This is a genomic window from Klebsiella africana, from assembly GCF_020526085.1.
GTDB classification, from domain to species: domain Bacteria; phylum Pseudomonadota; class Gammaproteobacteria; order Enterobacterales; family Enterobacteriaceae; genus Klebsiella; species Klebsiella africana.
Map to the genome: position 1 here is coordinate 3,417,531 of NZ_CP084874.1, position 23,002 is coordinate 3,440,532.

15 protein-coding genes are annotated in these 23,002 nt (G+C 56.2%); 4 read left to right on the plus strand and 11 right to left on the minus strand.

All coding sequences use genetic code 11. The features are described from left to right. Nucleotides 1-27: 27 nt before the first annotated feature. Nucleotides 28-1,116: a 3-phosphoserine/phosphohydroxythreonine transaminase gene (serC, locus tag LGL98_RS16600; RefSeq protein WP_136032032.1), complete on the minus strand. Its 1,089-nt coding sequence runs from the start codon at nucleotides 1,114-1,116 to the stop codon at nucleotides 28-30. 188 nt (nucleotides 1,117-1,304) lie between these two features. Next, the gene (locus tag LGL98_RS16605; protein WP_025712963.1) at nucleotides 1,305-1,997 is read right to left on the minus strand and encodes a DUF421 domain-containing protein; all 693 of its coding nucleotides are present in this window, start codon (nucleotides 1,995-1,997) and stop codon (nucleotides 1,305-1,307) included. Between the two features lie 116 nt (nucleotides 1,998-2,113). On the opposite strand from LGL98_RS16605, the gene ycaO reads away from it, so the two are divergent. The 4 genes from ycaO to pflA all read left to right on the plus strand — a co-directional run bounded on the left by ycaO (nucleotide 2,114) and on the right by pflA (nucleotide 8,383). After that, nucleotides 2,114-3,874 carry a 30S ribosomal protein S12 methylthiotransferase accessory factor YcaO gene (ycaO, locus tag LGL98_RS16610; protein WP_136032029.1) on the plus strand — a complete coding sequence of 587 codons (1,761 nt, stop codon included), beginning with the start codon at nucleotides 2,114-2,116 and terminating at the stop codon, nucleotides 3,872-3,874. Between the two features lie 385 nt (nucleotides 3,875-4,259). Beyond that, entirely contained in the window at nucleotides 4,260-5,117 is an 858-nt protein-coding gene (gene focA / locus LGL98_RS16615) for a formate transporter FocA (RefSeq protein WP_136029440.1), read from the plus strand. A gap of 51 nt (nucleotides 5,118-5,168) precedes the next feature. Further along, nucleotides 5,169-7,451, plus strand: coding sequence for a formate C-acetyltransferase (gene pflB / locus LGL98_RS16620; RefSeq protein ID WP_136029442.1), 2,283 nt, complete (start codon nucleotides 5,169-5,171; stop codon nucleotides 7,449-7,451). 191 nt (nucleotides 7,452-7,642) lie between these two features. Then, nucleotides 7,643-8,383 (plus strand): pyruvate formate lyase 1-activating protein, encoded by a 741-nt coding sequence (gene pflA / locus LGL98_RS16625; RefSeq protein WP_002898145.1) that lies wholly within the window; start codon nucleotides 7,643-7,645, stop codon nucleotides 8,381-8,383. A 165-nt stretch (nucleotides 8,384-8,548) separates the two neighbouring features. Here the strand turns inward: pflA and LGL98_RS16630 are convergent, their stop codons facing one another. The 9 genes from LGL98_RS16630 to lrp all read right to left on the minus strand — a co-directional run bounded on the left by LGL98_RS16630 (nucleotide 8,549) and on the right by lrp (nucleotide 22,505). Further along, on the minus strand, nucleotides 8,549-9,697 hold the full coding sequence (locus LGL98_RS16630) for an MFS transporter (RefSeq protein WP_025712967.1): 1,149 nt from the start codon (nucleotides 9,695-9,697) through the stop codon (nucleotides 8,549-8,551). Nucleotides 9,698-9,972: 275 nt separating this feature from the next. Then, nucleotides 9,973-10,836, minus strand: a complete 864-nt coding sequence (locus LGL98_RS16635) for a dimethyl sulfoxide reductase anchor subunit family protein (protein WP_136029445.1) — start codon at nucleotides 10,834-10,836, stop codon at nucleotides 9,973-9,975. A 1-nt stretch (nucleotide 10,837) separates the two neighbouring features. Further along, complete coding sequence (locus tag LGL98_RS16640) at nucleotides 10,838-11,455, minus strand: DMSO/selenate family reductase complex B subunit (protein WP_025712969.1); 618 nt, start codon at nucleotides 11,453-11,455, stop codon at nucleotides 10,838-10,840. Nucleotides 11,456-11,465: 10 nt separating this feature from the next. After that, nucleotides 11,466-13,904 carry a dimethylsulfoxide reductase subunit A gene (gene dmsA / locus LGL98_RS16645; protein ID WP_136029447.1) on the minus strand — a complete coding sequence of 813 codons (2,439 nt, stop codon included), beginning with the start codon at nucleotides 13,902-13,904 and terminating at the stop codon, nucleotides 11,466-11,468. 193 nt (nucleotides 13,905-14,097) lie between these two features. Then, nucleotides 14,098-15,390, minus strand: coding sequence for a serine--tRNA ligase (gene serS, locus LGL98_RS16650; RefSeq protein WP_136029449.1), 1,293 nt, complete (start codon nucleotides 15,388-15,390; stop codon nucleotides 14,098-14,100). Between the two features lie 91 nt (nucleotides 15,391-15,481). Next, complete coding sequence (gene rarA, locus LGL98_RS16655) at nucleotides 15,482-16,825, minus strand: replication-associated recombination protein RarA (protein ID WP_136029451.1); 1,344 nt, start codon at nucleotides 16,823-16,825, stop codon at nucleotides 15,482-15,484. Nucleotides 16,826-16,833: 8 nt separating this feature from the next. Beyond that, a complete protein-coding gene (gene lolA, locus LGL98_RS16660) occupies nucleotides 16,834-17,445 on the minus strand; it encodes an outer membrane lipoprotein periplasmic chaperone LolA (RefSeq protein ID WP_002898132.1) in 612 nt (203 codons plus the stop codon). A 122-nt stretch (nucleotides 17,446-17,567) separates the two neighbouring features. Then, complete coding sequence (gene ftsK / locus LGL98_RS16665) at nucleotides 17,568-21,875, minus strand: DNA translocase FtsK (RefSeq protein WP_226651761.1); 4,308 nt, start codon at nucleotides 21,873-21,875, stop codon at nucleotides 17,568-17,570. A 135-nt stretch (nucleotides 21,876-22,010) separates the two neighbouring features. Next, nucleotides 22,011-22,505, minus strand: coding sequence for a leucine-responsive transcriptional regulator Lrp (gene lrp, locus LGL98_RS16670; protein ID WP_000228469.1), 495 nt, complete (start codon nucleotides 22,503-22,505; stop codon nucleotides 22,011-22,013). Nucleotides 22,506-23,002: the final 497 nt, after the last annotated feature.

The following is a 23,002-nucleotide window of genomic DNA, read 5'->3' on the forward strand; positions in this document are numbered from 1 at the left end:
CGCGGGGAGGAAGAAATAAACAGGCGATTAACCGTGGCGGCGTTCGAAGTCCAGCATAAAGTCAGTTAACGCCTTCACGCCGTCCAGCGGCATGGCGTTGTAGATGGAAGCACGCATGCCGCCCACCACGCGGTGGCCCTTCAGCGCGTGCAGCCCGGCGGCAAACGACTCTTCGAGGAACAGTTTGTCCAGCGCGCTGTCCGCCAGCTGGAACGGCACGTTCATGCGTGAGCGGTTGGCTTGCGCCACATCGTTACGGTAGAAGCCGCTGTTATCGATCACGCCATACAGCAGTTCGGCTTTCTGCTGGTTGATTTTATCCATCGCGGCAACGCCGCCCTGCTGTTTCAGCCACTTAAAGACCAGACCAGCCAGATACCAGGCGAAGGTCGGCGGCGTGTTAAACATCGAGTCATTCTCGCTTAACACGGTGTAGTCAAGAATTGACGGGCAGGCCACACTGGCTTTGCCCAGCAGATCTTCACGCACGATGACCAGCGTCAGCCCCGCCGGGCCGATATTCTTCTGTGCGCCGGCGTAGATAACGCCGAAACGGTTAACGTCAATTTCGCGGGACAGAATGGTGGAGGAGAAATCGGCGGTTACGATGACGTCGTCGCCGAAGTTCGGCGTCTCATCAATCGCGATACCGTCAATGGTTTCGTTCGGGCAGTAATGCAGATAGGCTGCCCCCGGGGTCAGCTGCCACTCGCTCATCGGCGTCACAGCGCGCTTGCCGTCGACGGTGATTTTCGCGTCGATAACGTTCGGCGTGCAGTATTTCTTCGCCTCTTTGACCGCGCTGGCCGCCCAGTAGCCGGCGTCCACATAGTCAGCGACCTTTTTATCGCCGAGGATGTTCAGCGGGATCCCGGCGAACTGGCCGCGGCCGCCGCCGTGGCAGAATAAAACTTTATAGTTGGAAGGGATGTTCAGCAGAGCGCGGAAGTCCTGTTCTGCCTCTTCTGCCACCTGGATAAACTCCTTACCACGGTGACTGATCTCCATGACCGACGTCCCCAGACCGTGCCAGTCGCACAGTTCCTGCTGCGCCAGTTTGAGTACTTCCGCCGGCAGCATTGCCGGGCCCGAACTGAAGTTATAGACCTGAGCCATTTCCCCTCACCACGTTGCTATGTTGTTTTGCCCGCGAACCGCCGCGGGCATAAGTTATTCCTGTGGCTATCGGTTTTATCATTCAGTGACACGGTCCGCAATGGCTAAAACTCGCCGACGGCAAAACGCGGCCGCCGTCACACAACAGAATCTATCGGCTTGACGTAATAAAACCGACATATTTGCTGTCAGGTAAGCCGTTTCGCCCGACTGGCCTTCGACCATTCTGCATTTGCACAGCGTGCACATATTCGCTTTTCACCCGCCTGCATCGCCATCACCATGCTGCAGCGTACGCAGGCATAGATCCCCTCTTGCGGAATGGTGGTATAGCGTGTGGTACAGTGCGCCGGAAGGATCGATAACCCAGCCCTCACCTCTTCATCGGGATAATAAAAGACGCTGATCTGGCCGTTGGTTTCGAGGATCGCCAGCCGCACCTGGCCAAGCTGCTCGACGCTATTGACCCGCAGCTCCATAAAAAACTCAAATTCGGTCATATTTTCCGCATGCAGCTTCTCCCAGGCCAGTTGCCCCTCTTCCACCACCACAATAGGTTTACCCTCCAGCAGGTCCTCGAGCTTTTCGCTGTGCCCCATCAGCCACATGATGCCGCGATACAGCAGCGCCAGCGTGATAAAGACCACCAGCACCGGCAGCAGCGGCACATCGTCATAAAACGCCACGTCCCCTGCCGCCGAGCCGAGAGTCAGAATAATCAGCACCTCAAACAGCGACATCTGCCGCACGCCGCGTCGTCCGGTAATTTTGAGGAATATAAAAACCAGAACGAAGGTATAGAGGCTGCGTAACGCCACCTCGGCGAGGAATTCCACCGGCACTTTATCGAGCGCCATCCGCTGCCAGTCAAAGGCTTTCATCAATCATCTCCCTGTGGGTCATAAGATGCCTCTAAGCATAGCCAGATGATGGAGATAGCACCTGTCAGATAAAAGCCGTATCATTGCGCGCTTTCCGTACGACAAAAGTGATCGCCATGACCCAAACGTTTATTCCCGGCAAAGATGCCGCCCTGGAAGATTCCATCGCTCGCTTCCAGCAGAAATTGCTCGACCTCGGATTTGATATCGAAGAGGCCTCGTGGCTGAACCCGGTGCCGCACGTGTGGTCCGTTCACATTCGCGATAAAGCGTGCGCGCTGTGCTTTACCAATGGTAAAGGCGCCACCAAAAAGGCAGCCCTGGCCTCCGCGCTGGGCGAATATTTCGAACGTCTGTCCACTAACTATTTTTTCGCTGACTTCTGGTTAGGCGACACCATCGCTAACGGCCCGTTTGTTCACTACCCGAACGAAAAGTGGTTCCCGCTGACTGAAGATGATGAAGTCCCGGAGGGTCTGCTGGATGCCCGCCTGCGCGCCTTCTACGATCCAGACGATCAACTGACAGCCAGCATGCTGGTGGATCTGCAGTCCGGGAACGATGAGCGCGGCGTGTGCGGCCTGCCCTTTACCCGTCAGTCCGACGGTGAAACGGTTTATATTCCGATGAATATTGTCGGTAACCTCTACGTCTCCAACGGCATGTCCGCAGGAAACACCCGTAACGAAGCGCGGGTACAGGGCCTGTCTGAGGTCTTTGAGCGTCACATTAAAAACCGCATCATCGCCGAAAGCATCAGCCTGCCGGAGATCCCGGCGGAAGTGATGGCGCGCTATCCAGGCGTCGTAGAGTCGATCGCTAAACTGGAAGCCGAAGGTTTCCCAATTTTTGCCTACGATGGCTCACTGGGTGGTAAATATCCGGTTATCTGCGTCGTGCTGTTTAACCCAGCTAACGGCACCTGCTTCGCCTCTTTTGGCGCCCACCCGGACTTCGGCGTGGCGCTGGAGCGTACGGTCACCGAACTGCTGCAGGGCCGCAGCCTGAAAGATCTCGACGTCTTTACGCCGCCGACCTTCGACGACGAAGAAGTCGCTGAACACGCTAACCTCGAAACCCACTTCATCGACTCCAGCGGCCTGATCTCCTGGGATATGTTCAAGCAGGATGCCGACTATCCGTTCGTTGACTGGAGCTTCTCCGGCACCACCGAAGAAGAGTTCGCCACCCTGATGGCCATCTTCAAGGCCGAAGATAAAGAAGTGTATATCGCCGACTACGAGCACCTGGGCGTTTACGCCTGCCGTATCATCGTCCCGGGGATGTCGGATATTTATCCTGCGGAAGATCTTTGGCTGGCGAACAACAGCATGGGCGCTCATCTGCGCGAGACCATTCTGTCCCTGCCGGGCAGCGAGTGGGAAAAAGAAGATTACCTGGCGCTGATCGAGCAGATGGATGATGAGGGTCTGGATGATTTCACCCGCGTTCGCGAACTGCTGGGTCTCGCTACCGGGAAAGACAACGGCTGGTACACCCTGCGCGTTGGCGAGCTGAAAGCGATGCTGGCGCTGGCCGGCGGCGATCTGGAACAGGCGCTGATCTGGACCGAGTGGACCATGGAATTCAACGCATCGGTCTTCAGTGCGGAACGAGCCAACTACTATCGCTGCCTGCAAACCCTGCTGCTGCTGAGCCAGGAAGAGGAGCGTCAGCCGCTGCAATACCTGAACGCGTTCATCCGTATGTACGGTGCCGACGCGGTCGAAGCCGCCAGCGCGGCGCTGAGCGGCGAAGCGCCATTCTATGGCCTTCAGGCTGTCGATAACGATCTGCAGGCCTTCCCGGCCCATCAGTCGCTGTTAAAGGCTTATGAAAAACTGCAGCGGGCTAAAGCGGCTTTCTGGGCAAAATAAGTCCACACAACATCATTGTTGTGGCCAAAAACGGAGCCCTTCGCGGCTCCGTTATTTTTTCCAGGCAAAGCAGCCCCGAAATTTTGTAGTTGCAAAGTTAATTAATGGTAAATATTGACTTTCTTTTATTTACCATTTGTTAATTTTAATTAAAATACTCCATTTTAATTAACTCAGAAATCCGGGCGAAAATGAAAATATTCAACATAACTTATAAATTTTAAAATTTATTTTTCCCTTTTAATTCATATCGTTAGTTCATATAAAAGCAAAAACCACACACTAAAAAGGCATATAGTTCCGGTGTGATATGATCTATATCAATTTCCCTTCTATAATGCTTTGTTAGTATCTCACCGCCAACTTATATAAAGAGAGAGTTAGTGTGAAAGCTGACAACCCTTTTGATCTTTTGCTCCCTGCCGCGATGGCGAAAGTCGCCGAAGAAGCAGGTGTCTATAAAGCAACGAAGCATCCGATGAAAACCTTTTATCTGGCGATCACCGCTGGCGTTTTCATCTCCATCGCTTTCGTATTCTATATCACCGCGACCACCGGCACTGCCGCGATGCCTTATGGGATTGCCAAGCTTATTGGTGGGGTCTGTTTTTCCCTGGGTCTGATTCTGTGTGTTATCTGCGGCGCTGACCTCTTTACCTCTACAGTGTTGATCGTGGTAGCGAAAGCCAGCGGTCGAATTACCTGGGGGCAACTGGCAAAAAACTGGCTCAACGTCTATTTTGGTAACCTGGTAGGCGCGCTGCTGTTTGTGCTGCTGATGTGGTTATCCGGCGAATATATGACCGCCAACGGCGGTTGGGGTCTAAACGTCCTGCAAACCGCTGACCACAAAATGCACCATACTTTTGTGGAAGCTGTGTGCCTCGGTATCCTCGCTAACCTGATGGTTTGTCTCGCCGTATGGATGAGCTATTCCGGTCGTAGTCTGATGGATAAAGCGATGATCATGGTCCTGCCGGTAGCAATGTTCGTTGCCAGCGGCTTTGAGCACAGCATCGCCAACATGTTTATGATCCCGATGGGTATCGTAATCCGCAATTTTGCGAGCCCGGAATTCTGGACCGCGGTCGGTTCAACTCCGGAAAGTTTCTCTCACCTGACCGTCATGAACTTCATCACTGATAACCTGATTCCGGTAACCATCGGGAACATTATCGGCGGGGGTCTGCTGGTCGGGTTGACATACTGGGTCATTTACCTGCGTGGCAACGACCATCACTAAGGGTTGTTTCAGGCAGTAAATAAAAAATCCACTTAAGAAGGTAGGTGTTACATGTCCGAGCTTAATGAAAAGTTAGCCACAGCCTGGGAAGGTTTTGCGAAAGGTGACTGGCAGAATGAAGTCAACGTCCGTGACTTTATTCAGAAAAACTACACCCCATACGAAGGTGACGAATCCTTCCTGGCTGGCGCGACTGAAGCGACCACCAAGCTGTGGGACACCGTAATGGAAGGGGTAAAACAGGAAAACCGCACTCACGCGCCTGTTGATTTCGACACAGCCCTCGCTTCCACTATCACCTCTCACGACGCAGGCTACATCGAGAAAGGTCTGGAAAAAATCGTTGGTCTGCAGACCGAAGCGCCGCTGAAACGTGCGATTATCCCGTTCGGTGGTATCAAAATGGTTGAAGGTTCCTGCAAAGCGTACAATCGCGAGCTGGACCCGATGCTGAAAAAAATCTTCACTGAATACCGTAAAACCCACAACCAGGGTGTTTTCGATGTCTATACCCCTGACATCCTGCGCTGCCGTAAATCCGGCGTGCTGACCGGTCTGCCGGATGCTTACGGCCGTGGTCGTATCATTGGTGACTACCGTCGCGTTGCGCTGTACGGTATCGACTTCCTGATGAAAGACAAATTCGCCCAGTTCAACTCTCTGCAGGCGAAACTGGAAAGCGGCGAAGATCTGGAAGCTACCATCCGTCTGCGCGAAGAAATTGCTGAGCAGCACCGCGCACTGGGTCAGATCAAAGAGATGGCAGCTAAATATGGCTACGACATCTCCGGCCCGGCGACCACCGCTCAGGAAGCAATCCAGTGGACCTATTTCGGTTACCTGGCTGCCGTTAAATCCCAGAACGGTGCAGCAATGTCCTTCGGTCGTACCTCCAGCTTCCTGGATATCTACATCGAACGTGACCTGCAGGCGGGCAAAATCACCGAGCAAGACGCGCAGGAAATGGTTGACCACCTGGTCATGAAACTGCGTATGGTTCGCTTCCTGCGTACCCCGGAATACGACGAACTGTTCTCCGGCGACCCGATTTGGGCAACCGAATCCATCGGTGGTATGGGCGTTGACGGCCGTACTCTGGTCACCAAAAACAGCTTCCGCTTCCTGAATACCCTGTACACCATGGGGCCGTCTCCGGAGCCGAACATCACCATCCTGTGGTCTGAAAAACTGCCGCTGAGCTTCAAGAAATTCGCCGCTAAAGTGTCCATCGATACCTCTTCTCTGCAGTATGAGAACGATGACCTGATGCGTCCGGACTTCAACAACGACGACTACGCTATCGCATGCTGCGTCAGCCCGATGGTTGTTGGTAAGCAAATGCAGTTCTTCGGTGCTCGCGCTAACCTCGCGAAAACCATGCTGTACGCTATCAACGGCGGCGTGGATGAAAAACTGAAAATGCAGGTGGGCCCGAAATCTGAGCCGATCAAAGGCGACGTCCTGAACTTCGACGAAGTGATGGAACGCATGGATCACTTCATGGACTGGCTGGCTAAACAGTATGTCACCGCCCTGAACATCATCCACTACATGCACGACAAGTACAGCTACGAAGCCTCTCTGATGGCGCTGCACGACCGTGACGTTATCCGCACCATGGCGTGTGGTATCGCCGGTCTGTCCGTTGCGGCTGACTCCCTGTCTGCTATCAAATATGCGAAAGTTAAACCGATTCGTGACGAAGACGGTCTGGCTATCGACTTCGAAATCGAAGGCGAATACCCGCAGTTTGGTAACAACGATGCGCGCGTCGATGACATGGCCGTTGACCTGGTTGAACGTTTCATGAAGAAAATTCAGAAACTGCACACCTACCGCAACGCTATCCCGACTCAGTCTGTTCTGACCATCACCTCTAACGTAGTGTATGGTAAGAAAACCGGTAACACCCCAGACGGTCGTCGCGCTGGTGCACCGTTCGGACCAGGTGCTAACCCGATGCACGGTCGTGACCAGAAAGGTGCTGTTGCCTCTCTGACCTCCGTAGCTAAACTGCCGTTTGCTTACGCGAAAGATGGTATCTCTTACACCTTCTCTATCGTACCGAACGCGCTGGGTAAAGATGACGAAGTTCGTAAGACCAACCTGGCGGGCCTGATGGATGGTTACTTCCATCACGAAGCGTCCATCGAAGGTGGTCAGCACCTGAACGTGAACGTCATGAACCGCGAAATGCTGCTCGACGCGATGGAAAACCCGGAAAAATATCCGCAGCTGACCATCCGCGTATCTGGCTACGCTGTACGTTTTAACTCCCTGACGAAAGAACAGCAGCAGGACGTTATTACCCGTACCTTCACTCAGACCATGTAATTCCCAGTCTGACTGAAAAAGCGTACAATAAAGGCCCCACATCAGTGGGGCCTTTTTAACAAGTGATCCCCGCCCCAGCCTGCTTTGCCAGTTATCTATACTTTGGGTACCTGTCAAAACAGACTCGACACAGCCGCTGAGCTGTGCACCAACACGGCCCCGGATGGGCCACATCTGGAGAAAACACCGCAATGTCAGTTATTGGTCGCATTCACTCCTTTGAATCCTGTGGCACCGTTGATGGCCCGGGCATCCGCTTTATTACCTTTTTCCAGGGCTGCCTGATGCGCTGCCTGTACTGCCATAACCGTGACACCTGGGATACCCATGGCGGCAAAGAAATCACCGTTGAAGAATTAATGAAAGAGGTGGTGACCTATCGTCACTTTATGAACGCGTCCGGCGGCGGCGTCACCGCGTCAGGCGGTGAAGCAATCCTGCAGGCGGAGTTTGTTCGCGACTGGTTCCGCGCCTGTAAAAAGGAAGGTATTCATACCTGTCTCGATACCAACGGCTTTGTCCGTCGCTACGATCCGGTTATCGACGAGCTGCTGGAGGTGACTGACCTGGTGATGCTGGATCTTAAGCAGATGAACGATGAAATCCACCAGAATCTGGTCGGCGTTTCTAACCACCGGACCCTTGAGTTTGCCCAGTACCTGGCGAAGAAGAATATCAATGTCTGGATCCGCTACGTTGTGGTTCCGGGCTGGTCTGATGATGATGACTCTGCACACCGCCTGGGCGAGTTTACCCGCGATATGGGCAACGTCGAAAAAATTGAGCTGCTGCCTTACCATGAGCTGGGTAAACACAAATGGGTGGCGATGGGCGAAGAGTACAAGCTTGACGGCGTCCATCCGCCGAAGAAAGAGACCATGGAGCGGGTAAAAGGCATTCTTGAGCAGTATGGTCACAAGGTGATGTACTAAGAGCCTCATCAGGGTCGGTGGTGCGCTTACGCCGGCCCGAAGCGACACTGGAAATCGTTCCAGCCCCGCCGTTGATCCTCATGAAAAGCGCAATGCCATCTCTCTGCAGTAGAAAGCATGCGATAGAAACAGCTGACGTGCAGCCTTCGCTACACGTCAGAATGGTTATGCGTGCGCCACCGGCGTCGGATGATGTCCGGCTTTGCGCAGCAGGGTCAGCAGGTAGATAAACGACACGCTGGCGATCATGATAAACAGCAGGTTGTCAGAGAAGTTCTGCATCAGCATCGCCGTCAGGGTCGGGCCCAACAGGCTGCCGATGGTATAGCTCATCAGCAGCGCCTGATTCATCGCCACCAGCTGATGGTGCTCCACTTTTTCACAGGCCCAGGCCATCGCCACCGGATACAGGGTGAAACCTGATGCCCCAAGTACAAACAGCGCTGGGGCCATTGCCGCCTGACTAAGCATCGCCAGACAACCGATGATCACCACAAAAACCTGCACCCGCAGCACCAGCAGGCGACCGTAGCGGTCTGCCAGGCGCCCTACCGGCCACTGGCCGAGGATCCCCGCACTTACCATCACCGCCATCCAGAAGCCGATGCCGGCGTCGCTAACGCCCTGATGATTCAGCCACAGCGGCATCAGGCCATACAGCGAACCGAGTACAATCCCTGAGATGATGCAGCCATTAACTCCGTGCCGCGCCTGGCGCAGCTTCAGCATTGGCCAGATACGTACCGTTTCATGTGGCTCTTCGGCCTGTCCCATAATGCGGGTAAACAGCAGCGGCAGGATCGCCGCCAGCGCCAGCCCGGTCACCCACGGCAGAACGCTCATTAAATCGGTGGGTAATTTACTGACCATCAGCTGGCCCAGTACGGTACCGACGTAATAGACCATCATGTACGCCGCCAGCAGACGACCGCGGCTGCGGGAAGTGCCGCTGCAAACCAGCGCGCTTTCCACCACCACCCAGATCATCGCGCAACCTACGCCGGCGATAAAACGCCAGCTCAGCCATGTCCAGAAGCCAACGGTGATCCCCAGCCCTACGCAGCCGACGGCGAAAATTAACGATGCGAGGTAATAACTGCGGTTAAACCCCAGGCGTTTGATCACCCAGCCAGCCAGCAACGTACCGGCCAGGTTGCCGGTAAAATAGGATGACCCCACCATGCCGACCTGCCAGGTTGGCATGTTTTCATGGGCGAGCCAGAGCGGGACGAGCGTATTCAGCACCGCTATCGCCAGGGTCAATAAAAGCAGGCCACAGAGCAGCATTTGCACTGGCCGGGTATAGATGGTCATGGGTAAAAAACCGTGAGGAATGTTCAGATCGCGAGCGCATCATGCCACTGCTAAAAACAATGTCAATCCATCTGAAATCAGGCCTGACGCGGTTTTGCCGGTCACGATAGAAGTTTTTTATCCAGAGGGGAGTTAAAGGTGGGGCAGCAAATAATACGCTATTGTTTTTCTTAATTTATTAATAAATCTCCGCGTTAATTTCAGTTGAAAAATTTCATCTATCGACAGCACGTTTTCATCATGCCGGTGATTTCGCACCGGCATGATGAAGGTGGTTAACTGGCGATAGCCATCCCCACGGTCATATGCAGACCATAGAATACGCCGCGGCCAATCATCTCGCCCGCCAGTACCAGAACAAAGGCCAGGCCGAGCAGCGAGACTGCCGGTTTGCGTCCGCGAATCTGCGGCACGCACCAGCAGGCCAGGGCCAGTGCCAGGAGCACCACGCGCCAGGCCATAAGCGCGCCGTAATCTGGCACCAGGCTGGACGCCTGCTGGATTGAGCTGCGAATGGTGGCAAGTTCACTTCCCTGCATCACGACCACCATAATACTGACCAGCAGCGCCAGCAAACTAACCACTGGCAGCAGGCGCAGCGCCCAACCGTCGACACCTGCGACGCGCAGCAGCAGGTAGCCCAGCAGTGGACCGCCGATAAACAGCGTCAGGAAGAAGCTCAGCGGCGTCCAGACGGTATACCAGGTCGGCACCGTGTCGATGGTGTTGTAGACCCGCACCATCATCCAGACGAAAATCACGCCCAGCACCATGGTCACCACCAGCCACAGGCTACGCAGACCGGCAGGCAACTTTTTGAGCACAGCCAGCAGCCAGCCAATTCCGCCGACGGCGAAGAAGATCGCCCCGCTGGCTATTTCATTACTCAGCGATGAGGCTCCCACGCGATTGAGCGAGTTAAAGGCCCGCAGCGGTGAACCGAGGTGCATCGTCGAGGCGATAAACCCGATCCCCATCAATACCCACAGGCCGAACATGCTGCCCACCACGCGCTGCGCCTGCTCACGGGGAAGCTTGCCTGCCATCAGCGCCAGCGCCAAAACAATAAAGCCGCCTACGACGCACTGGCCGAAGACCGTAAAGACCATCAGCGGCCATTCATGCCATCCGTTTCCCATCTCACACCTCCTTCGGGTTCGCCAGGTAACCGGTGGTATCGCCACACGGCCGGGCATTGGCGTTAGGTTTGATCACAATGCTCGGCCGGGTGAAGTGCGCCGATGGCAGCGGGGCCACCGCGGCCAGCTGGCCGTGCTTAGCGCGCAGTTCGGCAATCGGTCCGAAATCCAACGCCCGCAGTGGGCAGGACTCGACGCAGATCGGCTTTTTCCCCTCGGCGACGCGCTCATGACAGCCATCGCACTTGGTCATATGGCCTTTGTCGGCGTTGTACTGCGGCGCGCCGTACGGGCAGGCCATATGGCAGTAGCGGCAGCCAATACAAACATCTTCGTTGACCACCACAAACCCGTCTTCGCGCTTGTGCATTGCGCCACTCGGACAGACCTTGGTACAGGCCGGATCTTCGCAGTGGTTACAGGCGATAGAGAGGTAATAAGCAAACACGTTTTGCTGCCAGACACCGTTATCTTCCTGCCAGTCGCCGCCGGCATACTCATAGATGCGGCGGAAGCTGACCTCCGGAGTCAGGTTCTTATAGTCCTTACAGGCCAGTTCGCAGGTCTTGCAACCGGTGCAACGGGCGGAATCAATAAAAAATCCATACTGAGTTGTCATCGGTTACTCCTTACAGCTTCTCAACCTGGACGAGGTTGGTATGCGACGGGTTCCCCTTCGCCAGCGGCGACGGACGCTGGGTGGTCAGCACATTAATGCTGCCTGCCTGATCCACGCGTGAGGCATCCGGGTTATACCAGGCCCCTTCCCCCAGCGCGACAACGCCCGGCATCATGCGCGGCGTCACCTTCGCTTCGATATGTACTTCACCCCGATCGTTGAAGATGCGAATGCGATCGCCGTTGGCAATGCCGCGCTGGCGGGCATCGATCGGGTTAATCCACATCTCCTGACGACAGGCGGCCTTCAGCACATCAACGTTGCCGTAGGTGGAGTGAACGCGCGATTTATAGTGGAAGCCGGTTAACTGAAGCGGATATTTCGCCGTCAGCGGATCGTTGTAGTTTTCGAAACCCGGGGTGTAGATCGGCAACGGATCGATGACATCCCCTTCCGGCAGTTCCCAGGTGGCGGCGATGTTCGCCAACGCCTGCGAGTAAATTTCGATCTTGCCCGACGGTGTGGTCAGCGGATTAGCCTGTGGATCCTCACGGAAAGCTTTGTAGGCCACATGATGCCCTTGCGGATCGCGCTGCTTATAGATGCCCTGCTGGCGGAAGGTGTCGAAATCCGGTAGCTCGGGCATCGCCTTACGCGACTGCTCATACAGATAGCGCATCCATCCTTCCTGGGTTCGGCCTTCAGTAAATTTCTCCTCCACGCCCAGGCGCTTTGCCAGCTCGGTGGTCATCTCATAGATGGTTTTGCATTCGAAACGGGGTTTGATGGCCTGATCGGCAAAGATGACGTAGGACATGTTGCCGCAGGAGGCATCCAGCGCGAAATCCATCTGCTCGGAGGCGGTGCAGTCCGGCAGCAGAATATCGGCGTATTTCGCCGAGGAGGTCATATGACAGTCGATGACCACAATCATCTCGCACTTCTTGTCGTCCTGCAGGATCTCGTGGGTACGGTTGATCTCGGAGTGCTGGTTAATCAGGCAGTTACCCGCATAGTTCCAGATCATTTTGATCGGCACGTCGAGCTTATCTTTGCCACGCACCCCGTCGCGCAGCGCGGTCATTTCCGGGCCGCGCTCAATCGCATCGGTCCACATAAACATCGAGATACTGGTTTCAACCGGATTCTCCAGCGTCGGCATGCGCTCAAAAGGCAGACTGTAAGAGCCTTCACGTGCGCCGCTGTTGCCGCCGTTGATCCCGACGTTACCCGTCAAAATAGCGAGCATGGAGATGGCGCGGGTGGCGATTTCGCCGTTGGCATGACGCTGCGGTCCCCAGCCCTGGCTGATATAGGCCGGCTTCGCCGTCGCAATCTCACGAGCCAGTTTGACAATACGTTCACGCGGTATGCCGGTTATGGTCGAGGCCCACTCCGGCGTTTTAGCGATACCGTCGGCGCCCTGACCAAGGATGTAAGCTTTATAATGTCCATTAGCCGGCGCATCGGCAGGCAAGGTCTTCTCATCGTAACCGACGCAGTATTTATCAAGGAACGGCTGATCGACCAGATTCTCGGTGATCATCACCCACGCGAGACCCGAAACCAGCGCTGCATCGGTCCCCGGTCGAATCGGGATCCATTCATCTTCACGTCCGGCGCCGGTATCGGTATAGCGTGGGTCGATGATGATCATCCGGGCATTGGATTTCTGTCGCGCCTGCTCAAGATAATATGTCACCCCGCCGCCGCTCATCCGCGTTTCGCCGGGGTTATTGCCGAACAGCACCACCAACTGACTATTTTCAATATCCGATGGGCTATTGCCGTCCGCCCATCCGCCGTAGGTGTAATTCAGGCCGGCAGCAATCTGCGCCGAAGAGTAATCGCCATAGTGGTTCAGATAGCCGCCGCAGCAGTTCATCAGACGGGCAATCAGCGTTTTCCCCGGCGGCCAGGAGCGGGTCAGCGTCCCGCCGAGCGTACCGGTGCCGTAGTTCAGATAAATGGATTCGTTGCCATAATCTTTAATCAGCCGCTGCGTAGTGCTGGCGATGATATCGAAGGCCTCTTCCCAGCTGATTTGCTCGAATTTCCCTTCACCACGTTTACCCACGCGCTTCATCGGATACTTCAGGCGGTCCGGGTTATAGACACGGCGGCGCATTGAACGCCCGCGCAGGCAGGCGCGAACCTGGTGCAAACCGTCATAGTTATCATCGCCGGTATTATCGGTTTCGACATATTTAATCGCGCCATCCACCACGTGCATGCGCAGCGGGCAGCGGCTACCGCAGTTGACGGTGCAGGCGCTCCAGACCACCTTCTCACTGGCGGGCGCCAGCGTATCAGCGGCATGCGCAATACGCGTGAAGGGTAAGGTCAATGCGTTGCTGGCCAGCGCCAGGCCGCCTATCGCCGTGGTTTTCATTAAACCACGTCGACTAACTTCGGCAGCCAGTAAAGCATCGGGGGCTTTGATTTTCATAGATACTCGCTTTGGTTGCTCACAATAAGCTGACATCGTTATATAATTTTATATATATCGGATTTTATTAGCTTTTTATGCTGTATTAATCCAAAGGGAGTATCACCGGATTCACTGAATGGATTATTGCCCGGTATCAATAAGGATATAAAAAAAGCGCCCGCAGGCGCTTTTAAGGAAAGAGCAGAAAAGATTAACCGATATACTCGAGACCGCGCATATACGGGCGCAGGACTTCCGGGATCTCGATACGGCCATCGGCCTGCTGATAGTTTTCCATCAGCGCCACCAGAGTACGACCTACCGCCAAACCAGAACCATTCAGGGTATGAACGAGACGGGTCTTCTTGTCGGACTTACTGCGGCAGCGAGCCTGCATACGCCGCGCCTGGAAATCCCAGACGTTGGAGCAGGAGGAGATCTCACGATACGTGTTTTGCGCCGGAACCCATACTTCGAGGTCATAGGTTTTGCAGGCGCTGAAACCCATATCGCCAGTGCACAGCGCGACCTTACGGTACGGCAGGCCCAGCAGCTGCAGCACTTTCTCAGCATGACCGGTCATCTCTTCCAGCGCGGCCATAGAATCTTCCGGACGGACGATCTGCACCATTTCAACTTTGTCGAACTGGTGCATACGGATCAGACCGCGGGTGTCGCGGCCATAGGAACCGGCTTCAGAGCGGAAGCACGGCGTGTGGGCGGTCATTTTGATCGGCAGGTCGTCTTCGTCAATAATTTCATCACGCACCAGGTTGGTCAGCGGCACTTCCGCCGTCGGGATCAGCGCGTAGTTACTGCTGTCAGCTTCTTCTTCCAGCGGACGAGTATGGAACAGGTCGCCGGCGAATTTCGGCAGCTGGCCGGTGCCATACAGGGTGTCCTGGTTTACCAGGTACGGGACATAGTTTTCGCTGTAGCCATGCTGTTCGGTGTGCAGATCCAGCATGAACTGCGCCAGGGCGCGGTGCAGACGGGCCAGCTGGCCTTTCATCACCACAAAACGCGAGCCGGTCAGCTTAACGGCGGCGGCAAAATCCAGTCCCCCGTGCATTTCACCCAGCGTCACATGATCGCGCACGTCAAAATCGAACTGGCGCGGCGTGCCCCAGCGGCTGACTTCAACGTTGTCGTTTTCGTCACGGCCAACCGGCACATCGTCATGAGGAATATTCGGGATCGCCAGCGCGATATCGCGAATTTCCGCCAGCAGCGTTTCCAGCTCGGACTTTGCAGCATCCAGCTGTTCGCCGAGTTTGTTCACTTCCAGGCGTAATGGCTCGATGTCTTCCCCGCGCGCTTTCGCCTGGCCAATGGATTTCGATCGGGAGTTGCGCTCCGCCTGCAGGTTTTCCGTTTGCACCTGCAGAACTTTACGACGCTCTTCAAGCGCGCGAAGTTTATCTACATCCAGCTTAAAGCCCCGGCGTGCCAGTTTTTCTGCGACTGCGTCTGGCTCGGTACGCAGCAGATTGGGATCGAGCATGCTTATCCTGTGCTTATCGAATTAAAAAAAGAAAAGTGGCCGCAGACTACGACCACGGAAATAGTGTAATAACCTTACCGCAACGCCTCAATTAGCGGTAGCGTTTTATCGGGCTATTTTGATCCTGTTCAGCGAGCCAGGCGAGCTTTTCGCCAATTTTGCCCTCAAGCCCCCGGTTTGTCGGGTGATAATAGCGCGTTTGCGCCATTTCCTGCGGGAAGTACTGCTCGCCGGCGGCGTAGGCGTTGGGTTCGTCATGAGCGTAACGATACTCCTGTCCGTAACCCATCTCTTTCATCAGCTTCGTCGGCGCATTGCGCAGGTGCACCGGAACGTCATAGTCAGGACGCTCCCGCGCGTCGGCCAGCGCCGCTTTAAAGGCGGTATAGACGGCGTTGCTTTTCGGCGCGCAGGCCAGATAGACAATGGCCTGGGCAATCGCCCGTTCGCCTTCCGCCGGCCCGACGCGGGTAAAGCAGTCCCACGCCGAAATGGCGACCTGCATCGCCCGTGGGTCGGCGTTGCCGACATCTTCCGAGGCAATCGCCAGGCAGCGGCGGGCAACGTACAGCGGATCGCCCCCGGCAGTGATGATCCGCGCGTACCAGTAGAGCGCCGCATCCGGCGCGCTGCCGCGCACCGACTTATGCAGGGCGGAAATCAAATCGTAAAACCGGTCGCCTTTATTATCAAAGCGCGCGCTGCGCTCGCCAGCAATCTCGGTCAGCAGTTCCGCCTTCAGCACCCGCTTGCCCGAGTCATCGCTCTCGGCCATATCGGCCATCATTTCCAGGGTATTCAGCGCCCGTCTCGCGTCGCCGTTTACCAGCTCAGCAATGGCCTTGCGGGTTTCATCCGGCAGAACGATATCCTGGCCGCCATAGCCGCGAGTTTTATCGTTCATCGCCTGGTCAAGCACCCGCTCGATATCGTCGGTGGTCAGCGATTTCAGTAAGTAGACGCGGGCGCGGGAGAGCAGCGCCGAGTTAAGCTCAAAGGACGGGTTTTCGGTGGTCGCACCGATAAAAGTGATGGTGCCGTCTTCAATATGCGGTAGAAAGGCATCCTGCTGGCTTTTATTGAAGCGATGCACTTCGTCTACAAACAGAATGGTCCGCCGGCCGGCATTGCGATTCTGCCGCGCGCGCTCGATAGCCTCGCGAATCTCTTTCACCCCGGAGGTTACCGCCGAGATCCGTTCGACATCGGCACTGGCGTAGCGGGCAATCACTTCCGCGAGGGTAGTCTTGCCGGTGCCCGGCGGCCCCCATAGAATCATGGAATGCAGGTGCCCGGCCTCAATGGCCCGCGGCAGGGGTTTACCCGGCGCCAGCAGGTGCTGCTGGCCAATATACTGCGCTAAATTTTCTGGCCGCATGCGAGCGGCCAGGGGTTGAAACGCGTTGTCGGAAAAATCGAGCGACAGATTGCTCACTTTCGCCTCTACTTACGTTGATCGTCCACCGTCACCCCTTTCGGCGGCGTAAAGGTGAACTTAGCTGCGTCGACGGCGCCGTTCTGCTGCGACTTCAGCTGATAACTGCTACGCTGGTCATCCTGCTCGACGGCGCTGAACTGATGGATGGTGCCGTCCCGACCGACGTTGATCGTGAACTGCTTCAGGTTACCGCTGCCGCTTTTCGGCGTCAGCACAAAATCATCGCCGTTTTGTTTGATATTGTACTGCTGCCAGTCGCTGGACTGGTTGCGGGCAATCAGCATAAACGGCGTGTTGCTGGTAGCATCTTTCAGCCAGGTCGCCGTAGCCTGCTCAACGAACGGGTTGTAGAACCACAGCGTTTTGCCGTCCGAGACAAGAACGCTTTCATCTGGCTGGGTCATATGCCAGTTAAACAGGTTCGGACGTTTTACCCACAGGTCGCCCTGACCGTCCTGCACGGCGTTACCGCTGCCGTCGGTCACTTTCTGCGTGAAGCTGGCATGGAAGCTGCTTACTTTATCAAGACGGCTTTTTAAGTCACTGGCCGCATCTGCCCAGACCTGGCTGACGACCATACCAGACAGTAATGCACAGGTGATTGCGAGTTTTTTCATTGTTCTTCCTTAATGTGCGTCACTCCCGACGCGGGAGCCTCTTCTGTCCCTAATGTAGGACCGCCGACGGCGGCGGAACAGAAGAATTGGCTGATTTTGCGCTTATTTACCCAACTTTGCACTTATTCAAAGGGGGGCGGCGCCAGCACTTCGCGGTTACCGTTGTGGCCCTGTTCGCTGACGATCCCCTGCGCTTCCATCTGTTCGATAATGCGCGCGGCACGGTTATAGCCGATGCGGAACTGACGCTGCACGCCGGAAATCGACGCTTTGCGCTTCTCGGTCACAAAACTGACCGCCTGATCGAACAGCGGATCCAGCTCTTCACCGCCGTCGAAGCCACCGCCGCCGCCTTCGCTTTCGCTGTCGGAGGTAATGCCATCGACGTACTGCGGACGGCCGCGGGCTTTCCAGTCCTGAACCACAGCGTGGACTTCCTGGTCGCGCACAAACGCCCCGTGGACGCGCACCGGCGTGGTGGAGTTCGGTCCGGAGTAAAGCATATCCCCCATACCCAACAGCGATTCCGCGCCGCCCTGATCGAGAATGGTACGCGAGTCAATTTTACTTGATACGGTAAAGGCGATACGCGTCGGGATGTTGGCCTTAATCAGACCGGTAATGACATCTACCGATGGACGCTGCGTCGCCAGCACCAGATGGATCCCCGCGGCACGCGCTTTTTGCGCCAGGCGGGCAATCAGCTCTTCCACCTTCTTACCGACAGTCATCATCAGGTCGGCGAATTCGTCCACCAGCACCACAATGTACGGCAGCTTTTCCAGTACCGGGTGCACGGCGTCCATACTGTCGCCAGGCTTCCAGTACGGATCCGGGATCGGACGACCCATGCGCGCGGCTTCGGCGATCTTCTCGTTATAGCCCGCCAGGTTACGCACGCCCAGCGCCGACATCAGCTTGTAGCGGCGCTCCATTTCATTGACGCTCCAGCGCAGCGCATTGGCGGCGTCTTTCATGTCGGTGACCACTTCCGTCAGCAGATGCGGAATACCTTCATAGACCGACAGCTCGAGCATTTTCGGGTCAATCATGATGAAACGCACATCTTCCGGCTGCGCCTTATAGAGCATGCTGAGGATCATGGCGTTCACACCGACTGACTTACCGGAACCGGTGGTACCGGCCACCAGCAGATGCGGCATTTTCGCCAGATCGGCTACTACCGGGTCGCCAGCGATGTCTTTACCCAGCACCACGGTGAGCGGTGATGGGTTATCACGGAACTTGGCGTTGTCGAGCACTTCACGCAGGTAGACGGTCTGGCGTTTTTTATTCGGCAGCTCAAGCCCGACATACGGTTTGCCCGGGATCACCTCCACGACGCGCACCGCAACCGTGGACAGTGAACGCGCCAGATCCCGTGACAGGTTAGAGATACGCGCGGCCTTAACGCCAGGCGCGAGATTCAGTTCGAAACGGGTAATCACCGGCCCCGGCGAGTAGTTGACGACATCTGCTTTAATGCGGAAATCGGCCAGACGCGCCTCCACCAGGCGCGCCATCTGCTCAAGAGCAAAGGTATCCACCGGTTCGACTTCGCTCGGCGGTGGGGTTAACAGATCCAGAGACGGCAATGGCGTAGTCGGTCTTTGCAGCGGACGGCTATCGCCATTACGCATCAGCAGTGGGTGGATCAGGCTCTCCTGCGGCGCAGGTGCGGCAGGCTGATGCCCCTGCGGAACAACCTGTTGCTGCGGCACGGGCTGCGGCGCAGTCTGGTAAGGCTGTGGCGGCACTGGCTGATGGTGTACCGGCTGGTGCTGCGCAGGTTGATAACCCTGCTGCGGAGCGGCGGCAGGTTGTTGATGATGATGCTGGGCCGGTTGCGGTGGCTGGACCTCCGGCATCGGCGTAAACAACGGCTCACTCGGTCCGTCATTGACCAGCGTTTTCATCGGCGAGAATTCATAATCCGCCGGCGAAAACGGGTTGGCCCCAGGCGGCTGCTCAGTAGCGTAGCGCTGCTGCTGGGTAGCGGCAAACTGACGCGCCAGCTCCGCTTCCGCCGCGTTGTTGGCATCATCGTCATCAGTTGCGTTATCGTCTTCCCAGCGATGGCCATAGCGCTGCTGCTGGGTGGCGGCGAACTGGCGAGCCAGTTCATCCTGCTCCATAGCATCTGCTTCTTCATCCGAGAGCAGCTCATCATCGTAATGCGGGTCACGCTCCGCCTGACGCGCACGCTGTTCGGCTTCCCGCTGCGACGGTAGCTTGATGCCGTAGGAGGCCAGCTCACGACGCGTCGGGACACGAACGCGGTTTGGACGCGGTAGTTTTGGCCCAATGCCTTCTTTCACCTGAACCCGCGGTCCGCTGGACGCCGGGCTAAATAATGGCGCAGACGCAGCGGACGCGGCTGTCGCCGCTGTGGCTGCCGCTGCGCCACCGCTGGCTGCGGTTGCCTGATGCACTCCTGCTGCTACCGCAGAAACCACGGTTGACTCCACCGGCGGTTTGGACGGAGCGGCAGGCGACGTTAATGGTTTGGTGGCGATCGGACTTTCCGGCTCCGGGATAGGCTGATACCAGGAAGCCAGCAGCTCGCGTTCACGTGCCCGCTTCTCTTCCACTTCCTCGAAGTAATAGAGCGGCGGACGTTTCACTTCCTCCTGCACAACCTCGGGCTCTGGTTCCGCTACAGGTACCGGCGCGGGTTCAGGCTGATACGTCTGCAGCGCGGGCTGACCGGCATGCGGATCGTAAGCTGGCTGCTGGTATGGCGCAGGTTCAGGCTGATACGTCTGCGGCGCGGGCTGACCGGCATGCGGATCGTAAGCTGGCTGCTGGTATGGCGCAGGTTCAGGCTGATACGTCTGCGGCACTGGCTGGCCGGCATGCGGATCGTAACCAGGCTGCTGGAATGGCGCGGATTCAGGCTGATACGCCTGCGGCGCGGGCTGCCCGGCATACGGATCGTAAGCCGGCTGCTGGACTGGCACAGGTTCAGGCTGATACGCCTGCGGCGCGGGCTGCCCGGCATACGGATCGTAAGCCGGCTGCTGGACTGGCACAGGTTCAGGCTGATACGCCTGCGGCACGGGCTGCCCGGCATACGGATCGTAAGCCGGTTGCTGGAATGGCGCAGGTTCAGGCTGATACGCCTGCGGCGCGGGCTGCCCGGCATACGGATCGTAAGCTGGCTGCTGGACTGGCGCAGGCTGAGGCTGATACGCCTGTGTTAAAGGTTGTCCGGTAAGTGGGTCGTAAGTCTGCGGCGCAGGTTGACCAACTGGAGGCTGCTGGTAAGCAGCCTGCTGGAACGGGACGGGATCTGGCTGGTACGCCGGCTGCGGCGGATAGCTAGCTTCCGGCTGGTAAACCGGCGCTGCGCCCTGATGGCCCGCAGGTGACTCCGCCCACGCCTGCGGCGCGGCAGTCGCTGCCGCCGCTGCGCCCACCGGCTCAGCGATACTATGACCGTTCAGCAACGGATCGTAAGGGTCGAAATCGCCCGGACGCGTAGCGCTGGCGCCGGAGAACAACACATCATCCTCTGCGGGACGCGCGGCGCTGGCACCGGAAAACAGTACATCATCGGCGGCTACAGGCGCCCCGCTGGTGCTGTATTGCACCGCCTCTTCCCCATCATCCATTCGTTTGCCGGAGAAAAGCGCAGCATCGGTTTTACGCCCCATAGGGTTGGTAAATTTCTCGGCCAGACGCTTACGTCGTGCCAGGGCGCTGCGTAAAATACGGGCGCGACGCGACTCCTGGGGGGTTGCCGCCTCTTCGTCGTCGTACTCTTCCTCGTCGTCTTCGTATTCGCCTTCATCGACCCAGGTATCATCCCGACGAGTACGGTTGCTGGCAAAGGTGAGGACGGACAGGATGCCGCCGCCCAGTTTTTCCGCAATGCTGACCCACGACCAGCCGGTGAACAGCGTCAGGCCGGCCGCCCAGATGCACAACAGGGCGATGGTGCCGCCGCTGCTGTGCAGCAGGGGTTGCAGCGTGGTGCTCAGCAGGCTGCCGATCACCCCGCCGGAGGCGAAGTACCAGATATCATCAGCGTTAATCGCCGCCAGACCACAGGAGGTCAGGATCAGGGCTAACGCTCCGATGAGACGCAGGGAAACGGCGAAATAATCAATATATTCGTCGTTTTCCTGGTGTCGCCAGGCAAACCAGCACCCGCCGATAATGATCACCGGGATGGTGTAGGCCATGACGCCAAAGATGAAAAAGAGCGTATCGGCCAGCCATGCGCCGGGAGCACCGCCTAAATTATGAATAGGCTCATGCCATGCCGTCTGCGACCAACTGGGGTCCGAGGGGTTAAAGCTCAGTAGTGCCGCCATCAGCCAGATGGCGAAGAGGGAGCAAAGGATGAGCATCGCCTCAAGGAGTCGGCGCCCGCTGCTGAGTTTGGTTAGTTTGACTTCTTTGTCTTCGGTGTATTCCTGGCTCAAGAAAGGCTCTCCAGGTATCAGGCTGTTTCCTGCCTGCTGCTAAAACGGACAACAGCGCCGGGTCTCCCCGGCACTGTTGCTGTATGGATTAACAGGAGTGTAATCAAACTACGTCGATTTTGCACCTGTTCCGTGTTAGCGCGTCTTAATCACCAGACGATTACTTTGCTTGACTTCTTCCATCACCACATAGGTACGGGTGTCGTTAACGCCCGGCAGGCGCAGCAAGGTCTCACCCAGTAATTTACGATACGCTGACATATCCGGTACGCGGGTTTTCAACAGATAGTCGAAATCACCGGAAACCAGATGACACTCTTGAATTTCTTCAAGTTTTTGCACTGCGGCGTTAAATTGCTCAAACACATCCGGTGCGCCACGATTCAGAGTAATCTCAACAAATACCAGAAGTGATGCGTCCAGATAATGCGGGTTGAGCAGCGCCGTATAGCCCTGAATAAAACCCTGTCTTTCAAGACGACGCACACGCTCAAGGCAAGGCGTCGGAGAAAGTCCCACCCGTTTAGAAAGCTCGACGTTAGAAATTCGCCCATCTTTTTGCAATTCATTCAGGATGTTACGATCAATGCGGTCGAGATCTTTGCCAGGGCGCTTCTTGCTATCTACCATTATTATTGTCTCTCTGTATTCCTTCCCTACTCCTGTTCCGGCTCTGTGCCTTCACTGCCAGAGCCCATCCTGTTATTACCCGCGTACGACATTGGGTAACCCAGGGGTACGTGAGAAGCCCGTTGCCTGACGGCAGTCACCGACATCACGCATGGCGTCTGTCCACACCATGCGTAGATTTCGTTAACCCGGATAAAAATGGCATTTGCGTGCATGAAAATTCGCCGCACGCTAAATACTGCTTTTCTTCTTCCTTGAATGTTTTCGCAAAAGCACAGGGGATTGTCAAAGCAAAACATCGATTTTTAGTACAAGATGCCAGATATTCATCATCCACCCTGGTTGATTCTCATTTTTTCATCTTATAATTGTCCCGTCGACAGTAGAAATAGTTATATTCCTTGACGGGAAAATCACCAATTCATCGGTCGCTTCTATTGCACACATCGTTAACAAAATCGCTGTGCTCTTTTTTTACGACAACAAATTCCCTACAA

Excerpts from the sequence above, each read along its gene's own strand:
- serC (WP_136032032.1), bottom strand. The coding sequence starts at position 1,116 with ATGGCTCAGGTCTATAACTTCAGTTCGGGCCCGGCAATGCTGCCGGCG.
- LGL98_RS16605 (WP_025712963.1), bottom strand. The coding sequence starts at position 1,997 with ATGAAAGCCTTTGACTGGCAGCGGATGGCGCTCGATAAAGTGCCGGTG.
- ycaO (WP_136032029.1), top strand. The coding sequence starts at position 2,114 with ATGACCCAAACGTTTATTCCCGGCAAAGATGCCGCCCTGGAAGATTCC.
- pflB (WP_136029442.1), top strand. The coding sequence starts at position 5,169 with ATGTCCGAGCTTAATGAAAAGTTAGCCACAGCCTGGGAAGGTTTTGCG.
- pflA (WP_002898145.1), top strand. The coding sequence starts at position 7,643 with ATGTCAGTTATTGGTCGCATTCACTCCTTTGAATCCTGTGGCACCGTT.
- LGL98_RS16630 (WP_025712967.1), bottom strand. The coding sequence starts at position 9,697 with ATGACCATCTATACCCGGCCAGTGCAAATGCTGCTCTGTGGCCTGCTT.
- LGL98_RS16635 (WP_136029445.1), bottom strand. The coding sequence starts at position 10,836 with ATGGGAAACGGATGGCATGAATGGCCGCTGATGGTCTTTACGGTCTTC.
- LGL98_RS16640 (WP_025712969.1), bottom strand. The coding sequence starts at position 11,455 with ATGACAACTCAGTATGGATTTTTTATTGATTCCGCCCGTTGCACCGGT.
- dmsA (WP_136029447.1), bottom strand. The coding sequence starts at position 13,904 with ATGAAAATCAAAGCCCCCGATGCTTTACTGGCTGCCGAAGTTAGTCGA.
- serS (WP_136029449.1), bottom strand. The coding sequence starts at position 15,390 with ATGCTCGATCCCAATCTGCTGCGTACCGAGCCAGACGCAGTCGCAGAA.
- lolA (WP_002898132.1), bottom strand. The coding sequence starts at position 17,445 with ATGAAAAAACTCGCAATCACCTGTGCATTACTGTCTGGTATGGTCGTC.
- lrp (WP_000228469.1), bottom strand. The coding sequence starts at position 22,505 with ATGGTAGATAGCAAGAAGCGCCCTGGCAAAGATCTCGACCGCATTGAT.